The 20,146-nt window shown below is 47.7% G+C and carries 20 protein-coding genes; 8 read left to right on the top strand and 12 right to left on the bottom strand.

Going from position 1 to position 20,146, the window contains the following annotated elements; translation table 11 throughout:
• Position 1: 1 nt before the first annotated feature.
• Both hydE and JOD82_RS01215 read right to left on the bottom strand, forming a co-directional pair.
• Positions 2–1,054: a [FeFe] hydrogenase H-cluster radical SAM maturase HydE gene (gene hydE / locus JOD82_RS01220; protein ID WP_257791715.1), complete on the bottom strand. Its 1,053-nt coding sequence runs from the start codon at positions 1,052–1,054 to the stop codon at positions 2–4.
• A gap of 256 nt (positions 1,055–1,310) precedes the next feature.
• Complete coding sequence (locus tag JOD82_RS01215) at positions 1,311–2,927, bottom strand: alkaline phosphatase (protein WP_209947405.1); 1,617 nt, start codon at positions 2,925–2,927, stop codon at positions 1,311–1,313.
• Positions 2,928–3,165: 238 nt separating this feature from the next.
• Between JOD82_RS01215 and JOD82_RS01210 the strand changes: the two genes are divergently transcribed.
• Positions 3,166–4,083, top strand: a complete 918-nt coding sequence (locus tag JOD82_RS01210) for a LysR family transcriptional regulator (protein ID WP_069011521.1) — start codon at positions 3,166–3,168, stop codon at positions 4,081–4,083.
• Between the two features lie 338 nt (positions 4,084–4,421).
• Here the strand turns inward: JOD82_RS01210 and JOD82_RS01205 are convergent, their stop codons facing one another.
• From JOD82_RS01205 to JOD82_RS01185, 5 genes are all read right to left on the bottom strand, one after another.
• Positions 4,422–4,562 (bottom strand): hypothetical protein, encoded by a 141-nt coding sequence (locus tag JOD82_RS01205; protein WP_209947403.1) that lies wholly within the window; start codon positions 4,560–4,562, stop codon positions 4,422–4,424.
• A gap of 81 nt (positions 4,563–4,643) precedes the next feature.
• Entirely contained in the window at positions 4,644–5,447 is an 804-nt protein-coding gene (locus JOD82_RS01200; protein ID WP_209947401.1) for a hypothetical protein, read from the bottom strand.
• A 71-nt stretch (positions 5,448–5,518) separates the two neighbouring features.
• Positions 5,519–5,938: a hypothetical protein gene (locus JOD82_RS01195; RefSeq protein WP_209947399.1), complete on the bottom strand. Its 420-nt coding sequence runs from the start codon at positions 5,936–5,938 to the stop codon at positions 5,519–5,521.
• A 237-nt stretch (positions 5,939–6,175) separates the two neighbouring features.
• Positions 6,176–7,456 carry a helix-turn-helix domain-containing protein gene (locus tag JOD82_RS01190; RefSeq protein ID WP_029517391.1) on the bottom strand — a complete coding sequence of 427 codons (1,281 nt, stop codon included), beginning with the start codon at positions 7,454–7,456 and terminating at the stop codon, positions 6,176–6,178.
• Positions 7,457–7,478: 22 nt separating this feature from the next.
• Entirely contained in the window at positions 7,479–8,297 is an 819-nt protein-coding gene (locus JOD82_RS01185; protein ID WP_209947398.1) for a carbon-nitrogen family hydrolase, read from the bottom strand.
• A gap of 176 nt (positions 8,298–8,473) precedes the next feature.
• On the opposite strand from JOD82_RS01185, the gene JOD82_RS01180 reads away from it, so the two are divergent.
• The 7 genes from JOD82_RS01180 to JOD82_RS01150 all read left to right on the top strand — a co-directional run bounded on the left by JOD82_RS01180 (position 8,474) and on the right by JOD82_RS01150 (position 15,852).
• Complete coding sequence (locus tag JOD82_RS01180) at positions 8,474–9,655, top strand: pyridoxal phosphate-dependent aminotransferase (protein ID WP_209947396.1); 1,182 nt, start codon at positions 8,474–8,476, stop codon at positions 9,653–9,655.
• 241 nt (positions 9,656–9,896) lie between these two features.
• On the top strand, positions 9,897–11,102 hold the full coding sequence (gene proB, locus JOD82_RS01175; protein WP_069289799.1) for a glutamate 5-kinase: 1,206 nt from the start codon (positions 9,897–9,899) through the stop codon (positions 11,100–11,102).
• 12 nt (positions 11,103–11,114) lie between these two features.
• The gene (locus tag JOD82_RS01170) at positions 11,115–12,407 is read left to right on the top strand and encodes a glutamate-5-semialdehyde dehydrogenase (protein ID WP_209947394.1); all 1,293 of its coding nucleotides are present in this window, start codon (positions 11,115–11,117) and stop codon (positions 12,405–12,407) included.
• Between the two features lie 39 nt (positions 12,408–12,446).
• On the top strand, positions 12,447–13,313 hold the full coding sequence (proC, locus tag JOD82_RS01165; RefSeq protein WP_165177165.1) for a pyrroline-5-carboxylate reductase: 867 nt from the start codon (positions 12,447–12,449) through the stop codon (positions 13,311–13,313).
• Positions 13,310–14,521, top strand: a complete 1,212-nt coding sequence (locus JOD82_RS01160; RefSeq protein WP_209947392.1) for a 2,3-diketo-5-methylthiopentyl-1-phosphate enolase — start codon at positions 13,310–13,312, stop codon at positions 14,519–14,521. Before proC ends, JOD82_RS01160 begins: the two co-directional genes overlap by 4 nt.
• Positions 14,518–15,195 (top strand): 2-hydroxy-3-keto-5-methylthiopentenyl-1-phosphate phosphatase, encoded by a 678-nt coding sequence (locus tag JOD82_RS01155; RefSeq protein WP_029517384.1) that lies wholly within the window; start codon positions 14,518–14,520, stop codon positions 15,193–15,195. The genes JOD82_RS01160 and JOD82_RS01155 overlap by 4 nt, the downstream gene beginning before the upstream one ends.
• Positions 15,196–15,852: a methylthioribulose 1-phosphate dehydratase gene (locus tag JOD82_RS01150; protein WP_029517383.1), complete on the top strand. Its 657-nt coding sequence runs from the start codon at positions 15,196–15,198 to the stop codon at positions 15,850–15,852. It abuts the gene before it with no gap.
• 239 nt (positions 15,853–16,091) lie between these two features.
• On the opposite strand, the gene JOD82_RS01145 is transcribed toward JOD82_RS01150, so the two are convergent.
• The 5 genes from JOD82_RS01145 to JOD82_RS01125 form a co-directional block, all read right to left on the bottom strand.
• Positions 16,092–16,703 (bottom strand): flavin reductase family protein, encoded by a 612-nt coding sequence (locus JOD82_RS01145; RefSeq protein WP_029517382.1) that lies wholly within the window; start codon positions 16,701–16,703, stop codon positions 16,092–16,094.
• A gap of 165 nt (positions 16,704–16,868) precedes the next feature.
• On the bottom strand, positions 16,869–17,651 hold the full coding sequence (locus JOD82_RS01140; protein WP_069011514.1) for a hypothetical protein: 783 nt from the start codon (positions 17,649–17,651) through the stop codon (positions 16,869–16,871).
• 1 nt (position 17,652) lies between these two features.
• Complete coding sequence (locus JOD82_RS01135) at positions 17,653–18,918, bottom strand: multi-tm2 domain protein (RefSeq protein WP_209947390.1); 1,266 nt, start codon at positions 18,916–18,918, stop codon at positions 17,653–17,655.
• A 94-nt stretch (positions 18,919–19,012) separates the two neighbouring features.
• Positions 19,013–19,483 carry a hypothetical protein gene (locus JOD82_RS01130; RefSeq protein ID WP_029517379.1) on the bottom strand — a complete coding sequence of 157 codons (471 nt, stop codon included), beginning with the start codon at positions 19,481–19,483 and terminating at the stop codon, positions 19,013–19,015.
• Positions 19,480–20,112 (bottom strand): RNA polymerase sigma factor, encoded by a 633-nt coding sequence (locus JOD82_RS01125; protein WP_274597660.1) that lies wholly within the window; start codon positions 20,110–20,112, stop codon positions 19,480–19,482. The genes JOD82_RS01130 and JOD82_RS01125 overlap by 4 nt, the downstream gene beginning before the upstream one ends.
• Positions 20,113–20,146 lie beyond the last annotated feature (34 nt).

Genomic DNA, 20,146 nt, shown 5'->3' with positions numbered 1-20,146 from the left:
CTCACAAAGTTTCCTGTCTCATAAGTTGTCGTTGCACCCTCAAACTATCACCGCGCCCCATATCGACTTCAAATCCCGCTCCACGAATCCGTAGCTCCAGGCAATGACGACATTGGGCAGACTCATCTCCCAAACATATTTTATTCTCATAAATCGCATACTTAGGCCTCACCGCCAGTGGCGACAAATTGGGCATCACCACATTTGCCCCTGCCTGAAGCGCCTTCTCCCTGCCTTGGGGATGAATCGTTCCCATTGCCGTGGACGCCGGAATAAGTGCATCTGGAACAACCAGTCGGGATAACGAAATAATATCGAGAGCTTTTTCCATGCTCCCCTGACTGGCATCCCGAAGCGGCGTGTTGCTATGCGGTAAAAAAGGACCAATCCCGATCATATCTGGTGACAGGCTATGCAGATAGACCAAATCGTCTGCTAATTCACTATTTGTTTGTCCTGGTAACCCCACCATACATCCGGCCCCGATCTGAAAGCCGATTCGTTGCAAAGCCAGCAGACGGCTGCGCCTGCTTTCCATCGTCATCGTCGGATGCAGCTTGGCGTACAAACGGGGGGAAGCTGTCTCATGCCGCAGCAAAAAACGGTCCGCGCCCGCCTCGTATAATTGCTCATAAGTTTCATCATCTCGTTCACCGATGGACAGTGTGACTGCCACATCCGCGAAACGGCTTTTAATTTCTCGAATCAATTTCGTCAGCCGGGCTGCTGTAAACCAGTAATCTTCCCCACTTTGCAGCACAAAGGTCCGATAGCCGAGTTCATAGCCCTCCGCACAACAGGCCAGAATTTCTTCCGGCTGCAAACGGTAACGATCTGCCTGTTTATTCGAAGCACGCAGCCCACAGTACATGCAGTCCTGACGACATATACTGGAGAATTCAATTAATCCCCGTAAAAAAACACCTTTTCCATAGCGCTCCAATTTGGTGCGAGCTGCCAGGTGCCTCAGTTGAGCCCGCAGCGTCGGCTCATCATCCAAACGTGTCAGCAACTCCATCATTTCCGTATGCGTCCATTCCTTGCCGTCAGCCAGACGCAGTAATAATTCGTCCGTGACTCATCCCTTCTTCCCTCGTCCATCCGGACTTCACATCATCGGCGGCTTGTACCGTACATGTATTATTCTAGCAATATCGAAGAAGATGTAACGTGACTAGTTTCACAAAAAATCCCATTTTATAAAAACCTTCTTCAACTTCCGCCTCAAAAAATACACATTTAGCTTAACACACAAAAAAGCTGTCTCTTCCCCTAATGGAAGAAACAGCCCTTGTCGATGATTCTGCATGTTACTGAATCAAATCAATTGCCTGCTGGGGTACAAAATAATCAACACCGTTAAATACAACTACACCGTTGAGCGTGGTATTTTTACCATTCAGCATAGCAATATTTTTGTATACCGGAAGTTCCAGCTTGTTACTGCCTTTGGTCACTGTAATGACTTTCGTATCCGCAGTAAACTTGGCTCCTTTAGCTTCAAAAGCGGCTTTTGCAGGAACAAAAAGCTGCTTGCTGACTGTATCCAAGTCCAGTCCAAGTACACGTGTCATATACTTATTTACATCCGTATTGTCGATTACACCGGATGGACGGTCTCCGTTCGGCGCGTACGTGTACAACACGACATCGCCTCCTGTATGTCCGCCTGTAGTCCAGCCAATATTCGCACGTTTGCTAATGATCGGTCCGACAGCATAGTTCATGCTGCCTTCTTTGGCATCTTTAATGGTTTTCACTTCTTCGTCTGTCAAATCGGTGATGCCAAAATACGTGGAAAGCACCTCTTTAATATTGCTACGATCTGCATTCAGCTTGGCTTCCAAGCCTTCCCCCGTCAGCTTCGCTTTTTTCAGCGGGTCTATAAAAGAAGCTAAAGGCGTTTTGTCATAATTGCTAGTTGTATCGCTGCTACCAATCGTCAATCCACCGTTTCCGTGGTCTGTCACTGCTACGACGACAGTATTTTGGTTTTGTTTGGCGTAATCCACAGCAACTTTCACCGCATCGTCAAATGAAAGCACGTCACTAATAATTCCGGTTGGATCATTTGCATGGGCGGCCCAATCCACTTTACTGCCTTCTACCATTAAGAAGAAGCCTTTATCGTTTTTGGACAACACATCAATGGCTTTCGATGTCATTTCCGCCAGACTAGGTTCCTTGGATGCATCGCGATCCAGGTTATACGCAAGGGCTTCGGGAGAAAAGCTGCCCCAGAGCTTGCTGGAGGTCGATTTTTTCAACCCTTCAGGTGTCGTGACAAAGTCATAACCCTGGTCTTTAATTTGGGCTACCAAATCTTGGCCATCTTTACGCCCTGCTGCCTCCAAAAACTTGCCGCCTCCACCTAACACTACGTCAACCCCGTTGTAGGCTTGCTGCATGCTGAGTGCATCATAATTTTTACGATCAGGATAATGTGCGGTAAAATCAGCTGGTGTCGCATGCATAATCTCGGAAGTCGCAATAATTCCGGTCGATTTTCCTGCCAGCTTGGAAGCCTCAAGAATGGAAGCTACAGGCTTTTTGGCGTCACCCCCTGCAATGGGTTGTTGTCCAGGCATTGTCGCTTCATCAGGAAGGACACCTACATACCCAGTATGAGATTTATGTCCTGTGGCAAAAGCAGTACCCGCTGGAGCAGAATCGGCAATTGGAGCATCCGCAGAATGCGTACGCACCATGCCGCTTGCCATGCTGTCTAACGTTAAGGAGGATCCTTTGTACCATCTAGCCAGTGCAGTGGCGTCATTAGCCATACCGTCTGGAATCAAAATAATTACGTTTTTAATCGACGTGTCCTTTTCGACTGCCATCGCCGTCCCACCGCTTACTGCTAGCATCATCGTCGCTACGAGTGCAGCCACCGATTTTTTCGTATGTAGCCCCCAACATTTTAGCATTCATTTTCCTCCCAGACCTTTTTTGTACAACCAGAACTAAGATTAATTATGTTTTATCAGGAGAATGTTAAAGGAATTCATTATCTATATTAAAAAACGATATTTGTGACAAAACGCTTCATCTATATAAAACTTGTGACACATGAGATTCGTCAGGACTGGGCATTTAATTTTATTATTGTATAATCAGTCTATGATGTAATAGGAAAAGCTTATAAGATAAGGAGCATGAAATTCGATGGAATTCAGACAGCTTCAGTACACCCTGCAAATTGCAGCGGAAAAAAACTTCTCACGCGCAGCAGAAAAACTGCATATTGCTCAGCCTTCTTTGAGCCAACAATTGTCCAAACTTGAAAAAGAACTTGGGGTACTTTTATTTCAACGCAACACCAGCACGGTGGAATTAACACATGCAGGAGCAAGCTTTGTAGAAAAGGCAAAAAAAATAGTTGATGCAGTCGAGCAGCTCCGGCAGGAAATGGACGATATTTCTCAGCTGCGAAAAGGGAAGGTCGTCGTTGGCAGTATGCCTATCACAGGCTCCCATTTGCTGCCGCATGTGCTGCCTGTATTCAAGAGGGCTCATCCAGACATTGAAATCGTGTTAGTCGAAGATTCATCCATGAATCTGGAAAAAAAGACTGCCAGTGGCGATACAGATCTCAGCCTGCTCTCTCTTCCCTTAGTAGAACCTACACTTTCTTATGTACCCATCGGTGAAGAATGGATTGATCTCGCTGTTCCTCCGGGTCATCCCCTAGCCCTGCGTAAAAATGGTACCCAGCCGCAGCCAGTGCATATGGAAGAACTGAAAGACGAGCCTTTTGTCGTCCTAAAAAAAGGGCAAGGCTTTCGCAAGCTGACGATGGATCTATGTCATCAAGCAGGCTTTGAACCCAATGTGGTATTTGAAAGCACTAATATGGAGACCCTTCAATCGCTCGTAGCGACAGGTATGGGCGTGACACTCGTCCCACGTTTTATCGCACGGGCCGCCAGTAGCGAGTTTGTTCCAGCATTGCTGCCACTCGCCGAACCTACCCCCAGCCGCACCCTAGCGATTGCTTACCGGAACGGACGCTATTTGTCTAAAGCTGCCGAAGCTTTTATTGATACCTTCCGAGAAACAGTCGAGCAACTTTCTCAAAAGTAGCCTCGAACGTGAAAAGGACCGTCTTCCTCCCCAGCCCAAGCCAGTGAGGAAGACGGTCCTGGGGCTTCGCCCCTATACTTTCAATACTGCAATTAGATCACGGGTTCGATTACACTGTTGCGATGTTGCTTCCATCTGTCTTCAACGAACCACATTTCATGTTCATTTGAAATTCATGTCAGCCTCGCCTGATTACTCTACGCTTGCTCGGAAACTCCACTTTATCCATCCCGCATCACTTCTTTCCTTAAGGTCTCTAGTCTTGGTATCCAAGAATGTCCTACCTCAGTTCCAATGTGCTGTGTGATCCCAAAGTGTCTGTCCTCGCCTTGTTGTGATCAGGGTCTCCCTAGATGTGGTGGACTTTTGTCCTGATCATAGCCCATTTCATAGTTGTTTCCGACAACCTGTCTATTTAAGCCTTTCGGCCATGACAGGCCATCCCTATTCGCCAGTTCGGATCTACTTTGGTTATCCATCGTTATCAACCTCCTGGTGTCGGGATACTATTATAATACACCTATGGGCTGTATCTGAAACAGGTATCATAAAAAACTTTTTTATGATCGAGAAGAACCAAATGCTTGCTGTACCTCGGCTTCACTCACTTGTGTTTTAAAGACCAATTTCGAAGGATCTTGAGGTGAATAAATGACCTCTATAATGCTTCCTTGCTGCAGCTTGGATAGTTGGGAAGAAAAAACATCCTTTTGCGTGGTTACATTAAAGGTATCGCCGTTGCTTTTCGTAACACTCAGCGTAAATTGAAGCTTAATTTTATCGGATCCCGCTTCACCCATGGGTGTAACATCCAGCACCTTTGCATATGCCTGCTCACCGGTTTTGGCAATTTCCATCAGCTCGGGCGATACGCCCTGCTTGACCATTTGCTCATTCATTAACGCTTGCAAATCCGTCTGCGACACCTGCCCTTTCAGGTCAAGTCCTACTTTCTTTTTGTCTTTCTCCGATATTACGAGTGGAATGATCGAGCCTGGCTGAAATTGAGCCATGGAAGTTAAAGGAATAATCGTCGTCAAAGCAGTATCATATTTGTCTTCTCCCTGTTTGGTTACGGTCAACCCAAGCTTTACCTGCGGCTGATTGTTTACATAAGTCCCTGTTTGCTGAACACTAGTAATGATCCCTACCCCAGGAGCACCCTTCTTGACTTTACCCCCTCCGAAAAACGCACCTATAATACCAGGTAGAAATATAAGCGCAAAGCCTGTATAAATTAACGGCCGATACCACGGAGCATCCATAATCAAAAATGGATCATTCCATAAGTAGTTAGCCAAGAATGGTGAGAAGCCTACACCAAACACTAGAAGTACCCCGATCATACTCAAAAATCCTTTCATCCTTCAAAACCCCTTTCAATCATCTGTTTAAAATATATGTCAGCAAGATAGGGTGAAACACCTCATTCATTTTACGCTGTCACCAGACCCATATAGATCAGCTCTGATGGATTTATCGGGTTGCTTCCCAGACCCACCGTATCTCCCGGCCGCGGAATTTGCAGCTTGGATACGAGCGTTTCCAACGTTTTTTGGTATCGATTGCCGTTAATTTCTGTCACATCTAGCACTAGCACCACGATCGGATCAAAATTCACGAGCTTCCCGGTATCTGTTACCGAAATAACAACCGCAGTCGCTGCCATCGCCAAACCACCGTTAGCCGCTGTTTGAGCTTGTCTTGCCGAATTTAGGCTTTGGTTGATCTGTTCCCGATGCTCTTTGGGTACTAGACCTTTCATAAATAACCCTGACAGGCCTTTATTCATCAGTTGATCTGCTTGTTCTATCGCATCCTGCTGTTTTTTCTTTTTACCGAAAAAGTTCATCATGTGGTTGCACCTCGTATTTTGTATTGTCGTTCCCTATAAATTCAGTATAAAAGAGGATATATGGCATCACAATACGTTTTGGCGCATACAAAAAAAACCGAAAAAACAGGAGCTTTAACCTGTATTTTGTCGGTTTATTTTTGAACTTTGGCACGATTTGCACAAAATTTTGCACACTTCCGAGCATTCTTTCGAACGATCCATCCTATAGTTTTGTGAAAAACGAGTGAATTCAGGCTATTTTTTTCGTAAAAGATAGACCAGTTTGCGATAATACGCCGATGATTCTTTATAACGACGACTGTCCTCGGACACCACAGCCAGCGTTTCATATAACTGTTCAAGCCGCGCTGGATGCTGAAGAGCTTCAAAATAAGGCAAGCATTGCAAGGCATGCATCCAAAAGGCGTCCTGATTTCCCTGAGCAAGCGCAAGCTGGCTTTCATAAAAATCAAGCCCCATTTGCTGATCTGTTGTCAGATTGGTTTGGCGAAGCTGATCCAAATGCTGTGAGAGAAGGCCCCAATTTTTCCGCACAAACGCAATCTCACAACGATATATCAGCGTAACGGGCAGCATCATCTGCTGCATTTCCTCCCGCTCCCGACTCACCAGCGCTTCAAAACGCCCTACTTCCTCCAATGCCTTGTCCAGCTCTCCAATCGATGTCAGCATAATAATCCGGTTGTTCAGGATGGTCGTGAGCATATCTGCCGCATTTTCCAAATAGACTAGATTGGCCTCAGCCATAGACAGCGTTAACAGTGCTTCCTGTACAGAACCCATGGCAAAACAATATCCGCTGTAAGCTACATACAGGCCCGTCAAACGGTGAAAAAGCCGATCATCATACACCCTTCGCATCGTCTGCTCGAATACCTGCTTCGCCTGATCAAATTGCTTAACCTGAATGCAGGCCTCCATCATAATGTTTTGCGCATTGAGCCAGTTTTCCGTCCCCTCTTCCACCAATCGGATTAACTGCGTAACGTTATTCAGCACATCATAATAATGATTTTTAGAGCGGAGATACTGGATTTTATAAAATAAAATTGCTTTTTTTAGCGGTGCGGGCAGCTCCACCTCATCCGAACGACCAAACTTCTCCAAATAAAAATTCAAATAGGTTTGATGTAAATATTCATAGGCCGTTGGGTCATTTAATTGCTGGTAATAAACGGCCTTCATCAAATAAGTCGTCATTTCCACTACCAGTGAATCGTTGCGATCCTCCAGCTGATCCACATAGCCTTCCGTGGCAGGATTAGCCAGCTTGGACAGCTCTGTAAAAATCTTATCCGCTGTAGCCAGCGTTTCCTCATCCTCTGCCGCTGCACGTAAGAGGTACGATGGGTTTACACCTAAACGCCCAGCAATTTGCTCGGCCAGATCCTCTGCTAACGGGTAACGGTCGGCCAGTATATTCGCAAAATGTGCAGGTGTCACCAGCCCGTCTACCAGCTCTTTACGGGACAGGTTTTTCTTTTTACACAAAAATTCAATGCGTTCCTTAAGCATGGAGTATTCCTTTCTACACTGATTATCGGTCATACAGTGAGGGACGCCGATCTTCAAACACCGGAATACGACCACGCACGTCCTGCACCAAGGCAGACTCAATCGTTCCTGTGAGAATCTCCTCCTGCTCTCCGCCCTCAGCAATGATTTCTCCCCATGGATCAATAATAAGTGAATGCCCGAAGAAATCAGTTTCTCCGCTGCGACCTACCCGGTTACAAGCAATGACATACATTTGATTTTCTATAGCACGTGCGGTCAGCAAGGTGCGCCAGTGATGCAGCCGAGGATGAGGCCATTCTGCGGGTACGATCAGCAAATTCGCGCCCGACAGAGCCAAACTGCGGGCTAGTTCAGGAAACCGGATATCATAGCAGATCGACGCACCTGCCTGAATCCCATCATCCAGTGCGAATAAAACCTTTTCTTCGCCAGGCTGCAAATATTTTTCTTCATCCATAAGTCGGAATAGATGAATTTTGGAATACGAAGCAACCTCTCTGCCTGTTCGGTCAAAAACAAGCATCGTATTATACACATGACCGTCGCTTTTTTTCTCTGCGATCGACCCAGCTACTACGTTCACTTGGTGGGTGGCAGCGAATGCTGCTATCCATACCCGGGTCTCCGTTCCTTCCTTGTCCGCCAGCTCATGAATGCGCTCCAAGGCATAGCCTGTGTTCCACATTTCTGGCAGGACAATCAGATCCGGCCTCAGTTCGGCTTTCATCGCTTGTTCCATTAAAGCTCGGATATGACTGCGGTTTTCCGGGGGATTTCCTATCTCTATGTGAGCTTGTATGAGTGCAACACTGAACGGCTGAGCTTCCTGATACGTCAAAATCCTTCATCCTCCTTGTGAGCCGGAGCTTCTCGTGACCCATTGTCCGGTATTTTCTCCCATCATAGCCCGATCAGTCTGGATTACGCAACCATGCAAGCTTAATTCCCCCTATACAGCTCGGTAAAATCGTGATAGATTATTTCTTAAACTATTCCAAAAGGTCGTGTACATGGATGACTCATTTTTCTATTCCTTCCTCTGACGTCATGAAACAGTTACCCACTCAATTTTTTGCCACACTTGTACAAAATGTAAACCGTGAAATCGCGGCGGGGCATGATGTCATTAATCTCGGACAGGGGAACCCCGATACCCCCACTCCTTCTCATATTGTAAAAGCTTTGCAGGAATCAGCAGATAACCCGCTATATCATAAATATTCGCCATTTCGCGGTTATAGCTTTCTCAAGGAAGCCGTTGCCCAGCGCTATCAGGAGGATTACGGTGTGACGCTCAACCCTGAAACCGAGGTCGCCATCCTGTTTGGCGGAAAAACAGGTTTGGTTCAGCTGCCGCAAGTCTTACTCAATCCCGGCGATGTGTGTCTCGTCCCTGATCCCGGCTACCCGGACTACTGGTCTGGTGTAGCCTTGGCTAAAGCGGAAATGTCTTTTCTGTCATTAAAGGAAGAGAATCGTTTTCTGCCCGACTATGAAGCCATTTCCGCGGAAGACCGCCGCCGCGCTAAGCTAATGTTCCTTAACTATCCGAATAATCCTACCTCGGCTACTGCTCCACTTTCCTTTTACGAGGATACGGTTGAATTCGCGCAACGTAACGGCATTGTGGTTGCCAGTGATTTTGCCTATGGCGCTATTGGATTTGATGGCGAACGTCCGGTAAGCTTCCTACAGGCTAAGGGTGCTAAAGACGTGGGGATTGAGTTCTATACCTTGTCCAAAACGTACAATATGGCGGGCTGGCGTGTTGGTTTCGCGCTCGGTAATGCCGAAATCATCTCGATGATTAATCTGTTACAGGATCATATTTATGTAAGCTTGTTTGGCGGCATTCAGGCAGCAGCGGCGACAGCCCTGACGGCCTCGCAGAACTGCGTAGGCGAGCTGGTAGCCCGCTATGAATCACGCCGTAACGCTTTTTATGATGCACTTGGGCAAATAGGCTGGAAGGCGACGCGCCCAAGCGGCTCCTTTTTCAGTTGGCTGCCTGTGCCGCAGGGCTATACTTCGGCTTCTTTTGCCGATCTGCTGTTGCGGGAAGCCAAGGTGGCTGTCGCTCCAGGGATCGGCTTCGGGAGCGGCGGCGAAGGATATGTGCGAGCGGGGCTGCTGAGCTCAGAAACTCGACTGACCGAGGCGGCTGATCGAATTGGCAAGCTAAACCTGTTTGGTTAAGCCGTATTTTCCAGCTACAACTTCTTTGCCAAACCTGGTCTTTTCGTGGTATTCTGTATCCAATATCATTTAGCGCGTTGAAGGGACTATTAAGAGAGACTCGGTCCTGTTCAGAGAGTAAATTCCGATAGGCTGCAAGAATTTACCTGGACTCTCTCCCAACTCCTATCCCCGAGCGCCCTGCGCAATCAGGCGGTCCCTGCCGTTAACAGGTTTCAAGTGGGATGATCATGAATCATCAATGAAGGTGGTACCGCGGAAGCACAAACTTTCGTCCTTTGCATACAAAGGATGGAAGTTTTTTTGCATTAAAAAGAGTAAAATTAAGGAAGTGGACGTCTTGTCAACACGAATCGTCATTAAAATCGGAAGCAGCTCTCTGACTGGAGTGGAAGGTGGCTTGAATCGGGAAGCCATCGCTTATTTTGCCCGGGAAATCAGCTTGCTTCGTGCAAAAGGTCATGAAGTGCTGCTGGTTACATCAGGCGCAGTAGCCGCCGGATTCAGGGAGATTGGGTACCCGTTTCGCCCTAAGCTACTGCATGAAAAGCAGGCGGCAGCAGCTGTTGGCCAAGCTCTTCTCATGCAGGCCTATGAGCAGGCTTTTAAAGATTTTGACCTAGTGATCGCGCAGGTTCTGCTAACCCGTAGTGACTTTTTGAGCCGCAAACGGATGAATAATGCCGGAATGACCGTAGAAGAATTGCTGCGCCAGCAGGTTATCCCGATCTTTAACGAAAATGATACTGTATCGATTGACGAATTGAAATTCGGCGATAACGATATGCTGTCCGCGCTGGTTGCCAATCTGGTCAAAGCTCAGCATCTGATTATCATTACGGACACCGATGGCGTATATACGGCAGATCCGCGCAAGCATCCGAATGCCGTACGTTTTGAACGTATCGAAGAAATTACAGAGGAGATTTATGCATTAGCTGGAGGTTCTGGATCGTCTGTAGGTACTGGCGGCATGCGATCCAAGATCGAAGCTGCCAAAGTCGCTACACGCGGCGGTGTACCTGTATATGTGGGACGCGTAAGCGCGAATGGTGATCTAGACGCAGCCGTCGAAGGACACGGACCGGGAACTTATTTTGACACCCACCTCTCTTCACTTCCGATGAAAAAACAGTGGCTTGGATTTATGTCCACCCCTCTGGGCGCAGTGCATGTAGACGAAGGGGCTGAGGAAGCGTTGGTTCACGGAGGACACAGTCTACTTCCGGTTGGCGTACGACGGGTCGAGGGCAGCTTTCATGCCGGAGATGTCGTTGAGGTGCTCGGACCGGAAAATAAAGTGTTAGGACGCGGCATCGTCAATTATGACGATGAACAGCTCCGAAATGTACAAGGATTACCCAGCGGCGAGGTTGTGGGCAAAATTGGTCCCATTCACCGGCTTGAGGTGATCCACAGGGATGAATGGATTACATTATGTATGTAGGGAGGCCGTAACATGAGTGATTTAACGACTAACACAGCTGCAACCGAGGAGAATCATTTTAGCGAAGTACGAACCAAAGCGAATCTTGCTAAAAAAAGTGCCGGGGTCATGAACCGCCTGACTACAGCACAGAAAAACGAAGCATTGCTTGCTATGGCTGAAGCTCTAGTAAATCATACTGAAGAGCTGATTGCAGCAAACCATAATGACCTGAAACGTGGACGGGAACAGGGAACATCAGAATCTCTGCTCGACCGCCTCAAGCTGACCGAGGACCGAATCGGAGCTATTGCCGAAGGATTACGCCAAATTGTGGCACTGCCTGACCCGGTCGGCGACACCCTTGAGCAAATTGAACGTCCAAACGGCCTGCGAATTGAGAAGATACGTGTACCGCTGGGTGTCATCGGCATCATATATGAAGCGCGTCCAAATGTAACCGTGGATGCCGCGGGCCTGTGCTTGAAAACAGGCAATCCGGTTGTGCTACGCGGTGGTTCGGCCGCCCTCTTCTCCAACCGCAAGATTATCGAAGTACTCCAGCAGGCACTAGACGCAACAGCTGTGCCACGCGAGGCGCTTCAACTTATTGAAGATTCAGACCGTGCCTCGGTCAACGAAATGCTCACCTTGAACGGCTTGCTGGATGTAATTATTCCACGCGGCGGGCGTTCACTCATTCAAAATGTTGTTCAGAACGCTACCGTACCTGTCATCGAAACCGGAGCTGGTGTATGCCATACCTTTTTGGATGCTACAGCGGATACCGCAATGGCCGAAGCGATTACACTGAATGCCAAGGTGCAAAGACCGTCCGTGTGTAACTCGATGGAAACATTGCTCGTACACTCGGATTATGCAAAAGCACATTTAACAGGATTGGCAGAACGCTTTCGTGATGCGGGGGTTGAGCTACGCGGCTGTGCACGCACACGAGAATTGGTTCCTTGGGCTGTTCCTGCTACAGAAGAGGATTATGGCACCGAGTATAATGATTACATTATGAACGTAAAGGTCGTGAACAATCTGGACGAAGTACTGGAGCATATTGCCCGTTACGGTACGATGCATTCAGAGTGTATTGTCACCGAGGACAAAGCACATGTCGAGCGTTTTCTGCAAGAAGTGGACGCGGCAGCCGTGTACCACAATGCATCCACTCGCTTCACGGATGGCTTCGAATTTGGGTTTGGTGCCGAGATCGGAATCAGCACACAAAAATTACATGCCCGTGGTCCAATGGGATTGCCTGCCTTGACTTCAACCAAATATCGCGTGTACGGTACTGGACAAATCAGGGAATAATAACTTAAATCAATCTGTATCCTTGGAGGTTATGAATCTATGTGTGAATCACAAACAAAGGTTTTAATTAATGAGCAAATTACATTTTTCGGGGCAGGATCAATGGCAGAGGCTATTATTCGCGGAATGACGGCTCGTTCTGTTGTCAAACCTAGTGGTATTACCGTCATCAACCGCAGTAATCAGGCTCGCCTTGAGGAACTTCAAAAGCAATATGGAGTCTTGTTCCAAACCGAGGATGCCGCCAAAACCGAGCTTCTGCGTCGTTCTCCGGTCATTGTGCTTGCCATGAAGCCCAAGGATGCTGCACAAGCACTTGGACAGCTCGGCCCACTTCTGTCTGATGAGCAGCTGATCATTTCGGTAATCGCCGGATTGTCTATTCGTACGATGCAAACGTTGCTGGGTCGCAAGCAGCCGATCGCACGGACGATGCCCAATACATCCAGCTCAATTGGGCTGGGAGCCACAGGTATTAGCTTTTCCAAGGAGATCAGCGAAATCCAGCGTAAAAACGTGCTTACAATGTTCGAATCTGTAGGTACGGTAACGGTTATAGAAGAAGAGAAAATGGATGTTTTGACCGGGATATCTGGAAGCGGCCCTGCGTATGTCTACTACCTGATGGAAGCCATGATTGCCGGAGGAATCCGTGGTGGCTTGACCCCTGAGCAAGCGCACGAACTAACGGTGCAAACCGCGCTTGGAGCGGCACGTATGGTGCAGCAAACCGGAGAGGAGCCTTCTGCCCTTCGCCACAAAATTATGTCTCCTAATGGCTCTACGGTAGCTGCATTGGAAATGCTGGACAAAGGTGACTTCTACGAAACAGTAATTGCGGCGGTACAGCGGTGCGCTGAACGATCCCGCGAGATGGGAGCTGTACTCAAGGAGGGAATTGAATGAGCTATTGCTTGGCGACCTACCGGGTATACGATGACAAAGCCGATTTTAACCAAAAGGCCCAATCTATTGCCATCGGCATGACGGTGGGCAGCTGGACTGAGCTCCCGCAAGCCAAACGGGACGCGATGCAAAAGCATCTTGGCTCGGTTCATTCTGTGGATATTCACGATAGAGGTCCCGGTGAACGGTACGCGGACCTGACCATCGCTTACCCGGATGTCAACTTCAGCCGAGACATTCCCGCTCTGCTGGTCACGGTCTTCGGCAAAATTTCGATGGACGGCCGAATTAAGCTAACGAAGCTGGGTTTCTCGGAAGCATTCCGCTCTGCTTTTCCAGGACCGAAATTCGGTATCAGCGGCTTGCGCGAGCAGCTTGGCGTGTATGATCGCCCCCTGCTCATGAGCATTTTCAAATCTGTAATTGGCCTCAATTTGGACGAACTTCGTGAACAGTTTACCCGGCAGGCTCTCGGTGGTGTTGATCTGATCAAGGACGACGAGATCTTATTTGAAAACGCGCTGACGCCGATTGAAAAACGTGTCGAAGCCTGCATCAAAGCCGCCAAAGCGGCTGAGCGTGAAACCGGTAAAAAGCTGCTGTATGCGGCTAATTTAACGGGGCCGACCTCGCAGCTTAAGACGCAAGCTCTCAAGGCCATCGACGCGGGTGCCAACGCGTTACTGTTTAACGTGTTGGCCTACGGTTACGATGTGCTGCATGAACTTAGCAGCGATCCCGCCGTCTCGGTGCCAATTGCTGCTCATCCTTCGTTGGCGGGAGCTGCTTATCCGTCGCCACATTATGGTATATCGGCGTCCGTTCTACTTGGTCAGCTTATGCGGCTGGCTGGCGCTGACCTCGTCCTCTTCCCTTCTCCCTACGGCTCAGTGACGATGCCGCGTGAGGAAAACATGGCGATCCGCGATGAACTGATCACCCCTGATCTACCGCTGAAGGCCAGCATGCCTGTCCCTTCCGCAGGGATTCACCCGGGCCTCGTGCCGTTAATTGTACGTGACTTTGGTACTGACGTTGTTGTCAACGCCGGGGGTGGGATTCACGGCCATCCGCTAGGTACAGAAGCCGGTGGGCGCGCCTTTGTGCAGGCGATTGAAGCCGTACAGCAGAATGTCCCGCTGGCAGAATACGCCCGTACTCACCCCGAGCTGCAATCTGCGCTTGACATATGGGGAGGTGAACGATGAGCACAGCAAAGAAGCCCGTCATTTTTTGCGATTTTGACGGGACAATTACGAACAGCGATAATATTGTCGCCATTATGAAGCATTTTCAGCCTGCAGGCTGTGAGCCCATCATGCATCAGATCGTAAATGGGCATACATCCATTCGTGAAGGCGTAGGTGCGATGTTCGCCTTGATGCCTTCGGAGCAAAAGGGCGAAATTATCTCATATGTACTTGGACAAGCTGGTATACGCGAGGGCTTTGCACGCTTTTTGGACTATGTACGGGAGCAGCAGATTGAATTTTTCGTTACCAGCGGCGGCATTGATTTTTTTATTGATCCATTGCTAAAACCATTCGATATTCCACACGACCACGTCTATTGCAACAAAGCAGATTTTTCCGAGGAGCGCATCCAGATTACGTGGCCGCATCCATGTGAGGAGCCGTGTACAAATGACTGCGGCATGTGTAAAACGACTGTGATTCGTCAATACTCTCCCGAACAATATGAACGGATTTTGATCGGCGACAGTCTGACCGATTTTGAAGGAGCTAAAATTGCCGATCTTGTGTACTCCCGTTCGCATCTGACTTTAAAGTGTCAAGAACTTGGCGTACCACATGTACCCTTTGAAACATTTGATGACATTATCGAGGATTTAAAGCAAAAACAGGAGCAAGGGGTGCTGTAAATGAGTTTTAACTTGGCAGACATTTCATTGGAAGAAAAACGCCGCGCACTGGAAGAGCTCGCTGATGTCAAAGAACTATTCGCATCTCGCAACTGGTTCCCAGGCACAAGCGGTAATCTGTCGATCCGAATCGGTGACTTTCACCCCGAACAATTTTATTTTGCAGTTACCGCCAGCGGCAAGGATAAGACCAAACGCACTCCTGAGGATTTTCTGTTCGTAGACCAATACGGAAAAGCAGCAGAAGCCACAAACCTCAAGCCAAGTGCAGAGACGCTCATCCATTGCGAAATTTACCGCCTGACAGGCTGTGGAGCAGTTTTTCATGTGCATACCGTGTTTAACAATCTGATTTCCGAATATTATGGTGAGCAAAGCGCTGTACCTATCCAAGGTATTGAGCTGATCAAGGCTTTTAACATTTGGGAAGAAAATGCTGCGATTGATATTCCTGTGCTGCCTAATTACGCGGATATTGCCTCGATTGCCAGGCTGGTGTCTGGTGTACTGAATGATCAGGTGCCTGGAATTTTATTGCGTAACCACGGCATTTATGCGTGGGGCCGTGATGTATTTGAGGCTAAAAAGCATTTGGAGGCGTTTGAATTTTTGTTTGAAACGACGTATCGCTCCCTGCTGCTGAAAACTTTGAAGTAAATAAACTCATAAGTCTCAAAGATGTGTATCATTATTAGTAAAAGCGGTTATTGAATATCGAGAACGGGCCCTGAGCGAAAAGCACGGTACGTTCTCTTTTTTATTAAAAAAGTTCCACTTGGCTCTCGAAACACCACAATAATATCAACATTCAGATTAAACATTGCCTTCATAAAGGAAATGTGATGAATAAGAATCCTTCCGATGTAATTTAAGGCGTGCTGTAAAAAAAGCGCCCCCTATTGGGGACGCTCCAGCGTGAATTGCTCTCCTAGCTTCGCATAATTATTCCCAGCCAACCGACTTACTGGACGCAACTCCTTAGCAATCACATACGTATTTTGGTACGCTTCCTCGGATAAATGATACTGCACTACGCGTCCGATTAGTAGATCACAAGCAGGTGTGTCCTCTTTGCCTCCTAGCGGTATCACCTGTTCCAGAATACATTCCATGCGTATTTTCGCTTCTGTCACACCGGGAACTGCGATTTTTGTACTTTTTATCGGGGTAAGGCCTGCCAGTGTAACCTCACTCTCCTGCGGCGACAAACGGGAAGCCGTCACATTCACCGCTCCCACATTATCCTCGTCTGTGATATGTACGACAAAAGCTTTATGCTCCATCGCATTACGTGCTGTATCTTTGGATACTCCATCGACACGTTGTACGGATACAGACAGCAGTGGCGGCTCGGAGGCAACGATGGAAAAATAACTGAACGGCGCACCATTCAGCACCCCTTCGCTGCTCAAAGTCGTTACAAAGGCTACCGGCCTTGGGATAATACTTCCGGTCAACAGCTTATAATTTTCACGCCCTGTAAGCGTATCAGGATTCAACGAAATCATTTTGCTTCCTCATTTCCGATCACAATCGCTATTCGACTGCACACCATCAAGTTTCGCCTGATAAGCAAATGCACCATTAGTTAGCGACATGGATGACATCTCAGGCTTCCTTTTCAAGTATCGCGTGAATGATACAAAATGTAAAGTTGGAGCCGGAAAATCTCCCTATTTTTCAATTATATTTCCTCGGCTATCGCGCACAGTAACCGTAATTCCCTCAGGTACAGCAATCGTAACATCAAGCTGCTGTTGAGTCTGCATAAACCGTGTCGGAATTTGACCCAGTAATACATACAAGGTATCGCCGATTTGCTTGGTCTGATATAAATCTTGACCCTTTATTTCGTCCTCTTTGCCTGTGTATACATAACTTCCGAACACATGCACTTCCGGTGAGCTGGTTGCGTCAATTTTGACCGCATAAGGATCTTCTCCCTGTACAATCACTTTGTTCACTTCGGCAGGCAGTTTTTCATGCCAGTCTGGGAGAACCCTTGTTTCCTGAACCGAACTCATTATTTCTCTGACTTGCGGAGTGATCCCCAATGAACTGACCAAGGCAAATCCGATACAGCAAAAAACCAATACCGCCGTAATAAACATACTGAATACATCATAACGAATACGCTCACGCGTCCCCTTCCAAGCAGTATACATTAAAATTTCCAAACCTAGCAAAACAAAAACGACAGGCCACCAGGTCAAAGCCTGGTCCAGTATGCCCGCTCCCCAAAACTTGGAGGCAAACGTTATGCTCCCCAGCAGGACGAGGAAAAGTCCCATGGACAGCCTTCCGACTTTCCACACCCCTGCCGGAGCGTTTGACGCTTTAGAGGAATTATTTTTGTTAGATGATGTACCCAATATACCTGTGGAGCCTCCTCCATCGCTCTGAGGATGATGGGCTCCCTTAAAGGGAGCCTCACTCTTTGAAAATTCAGTATCCATTCTATTGCTTCTCCTTTACTCGTTTAGATTTGGAATTCCCGATCATCATCCAAATACCACCGCCGATCAACAATAAGGATACGATAATCGTTCGTAGATACATGTCAACCAAATTATAAATCTCTCCATTCGGAAACAGACGTTCCAAAGTAGGAACTAATACGTTGATTAAGATGTAATAGGCTCCTAGCAATAGTAACCCCAAGCCTACCCAGCGGTGATATTGTGCAAACATACCGATCACAGGCTTGTCGATCAGCGGCTCCCGTCCATAACGGCTTACTTGCTGCAACGCATCAAAAAAGCTATAAAACCAGACCACCGGAATCAGGAACAAAAAAAGTGAAAGATGCAGCACGTCCAGTACATAGATGCCTCCTAAAAACAGAAGCATGAGCTGGAGTCCACGCTTTTGCATACCGATATACATATGTCCAGCACCGGGAAATACCGATAAAATGGTAGCCAGCATTTTACTCCGCCGTCCCTCGACTCTTCCATATTCCAGTTCCTCAAACAAAGTACGGTCCTGAAGCATTTCTCCCGCTTGTTTGCGATGTACATGCTGCACCGCATCAAACATGCAATACAGCCAAATGATCGGTAACACGCCCGCAAACGCCAAAAATCCGGATTCGTTTGTAATGCTGGTAATAAAAACGAGGATCGCTCCAAAGCCAAAGAAAGATAGCAGAAAAGACAAACCACGCTGCATCAGCCCCAAATGAAGGTGTCCCAATCCAGGAATGAACGACAGCAAAATCGTAAAAAAGCGTTCATTGTCCGATCCCTTTTGAAAAGCTGGTGATCCTGCCATACCATGGTGTCCTTGTTGATAATAGTTATAGCCCGGACCATATCCCATTCCTGCTCCCGGCGCATCCGTATCTGAGTGTGTTGCCTCCTCCGGTACCTCTCCTGTTAAACCAGCCTGTCCATAACGTCCGCTTTGCGAGTAAAAACCATATGGGTTGGGTCCTGCATGAGGAGGATATGGAACAGCAACTGCACGAGGATCATAACGCAACAAGCTAATGATGATATGCAGCATACTCAGCCCCCATAAAAAGGCAGCAATAAACAAACTCACCACAAAAGGCGCTCCGTCACTTGCTATCACTGAAAAAAATATTCCTCCTGCCAGACATCCGAAAAACAAAATGGTGTATACAAACGCGTTGGCTTTTCTGGTCCAGTAATAGTGTCCCACACCGGGAATGATGTTCAATAGAAATGCCAAGAGCTTGCTTCGTTCCGTATAAGGCATCGCTACACTTCCTTTCTATTTGTGGAATTTTAATGAAGTCCCCATCTGAAGGTTGTTGTTTTTGAGTTTTTCGTCTCACCCTTTATCCGAAGATTTAGGGCTTTAATTTATCGAGCCAGGTCGTGGTAGCTCGCATGACCTCTTCACTGTAAGAGACGCGCTCTTTTGGAGGAATCGGCTTTCCGTCTGTTTGCGGCATCATTTTGTCAAAGGCTCCACTGGACAACAAGATCAACGTTAGGCTTGCGGCGACAACATAGTGAAACACAGGTTTTTCAAACCAGCGGCGTTTTTTAAACATAACTTGACTCGGTTCAGCTTCTAGCTCGGGAAGAACGGCCATTACCTGATCTGTGAAGCGCTCCGTATCCATCCAGGCAGAATAATCTTTCATAGTTGACTCCAGTTGCTCCAGTGCAACAAGATATAACATCAGCGCCTGTTCGTCTTCCAACAGGAGCCTTTCCAGCCGGGCAGATTCCTCTATCGTGCAAGTTCCTGCAATGTAAGCATGCCAGTCATTCGATTTCCCTTCAATCCACGGTTTATCCTGTTGGTCAGTCATTGCCATTCCTCCTCCTTCCAGTGGTTTCGAATCCATAGTCGCGCCCGGTAGAGTCTCGACTCTACCGTTTTTAAAGCTACCTGCGTCTCTTCTGCAATTTGGTCGTAGGTTTTGCCCTGCATATAGTAGGCTTGAATAATATCCCGATGTTGCTGGGGCAACTGAGCGATTTTTTGCGATAGTTCTTTAATTTGCTCCTCGCGGATGAGACGAGCCAGCACATCCTCATCCCGGGAAGGGAGCTGTACAAGGGATTGTGCGACGTCTATTAGCTCTGCGGGGCGTCTGTCCTGTTTGCGCTTAATATCCAGCGCTTTGTGGAGCGCAATTCGGCTCAGCCACGTTTTAAAACCTTCGTTCCGGTACTGGGGGAGAGACTTGTACACCTGAACGAATGCCTCCTGCGCGGCATCTTCTGCTTCCTTGCTGTCATGCAGCACCGAATAGGCGATATGAAATACATGCTTGCTGTACAGCTCTACGATCTCACGGAACGCCTGCCGGTCACCAGACCGTATTCGTTCAATGATTCTCTCTATATCAATGACGCTCTCCCCCTTCCCAATACTATAGACGCCAGGAAATTTCCTTCCCCTGCATATTTCGAAAAAATAATTTAAAAAGGACACACCCTCCTGACGGAATGGTGTGTCCTCTATCATT

Origin of the sequence: Paenibacillus sp. 1182, from assembly GCF_017833915.1 — a bacterium.
Classification (GTDB): domain Bacteria; phylum Bacillota; class Bacilli; order Paenibacillales; family Paenibacillaceae; genus Paenibacillus; species Paenibacillus polymyxa_D.
This window is presented reverse-complemented; position numbering and strand designations above follow the sequence as displayed.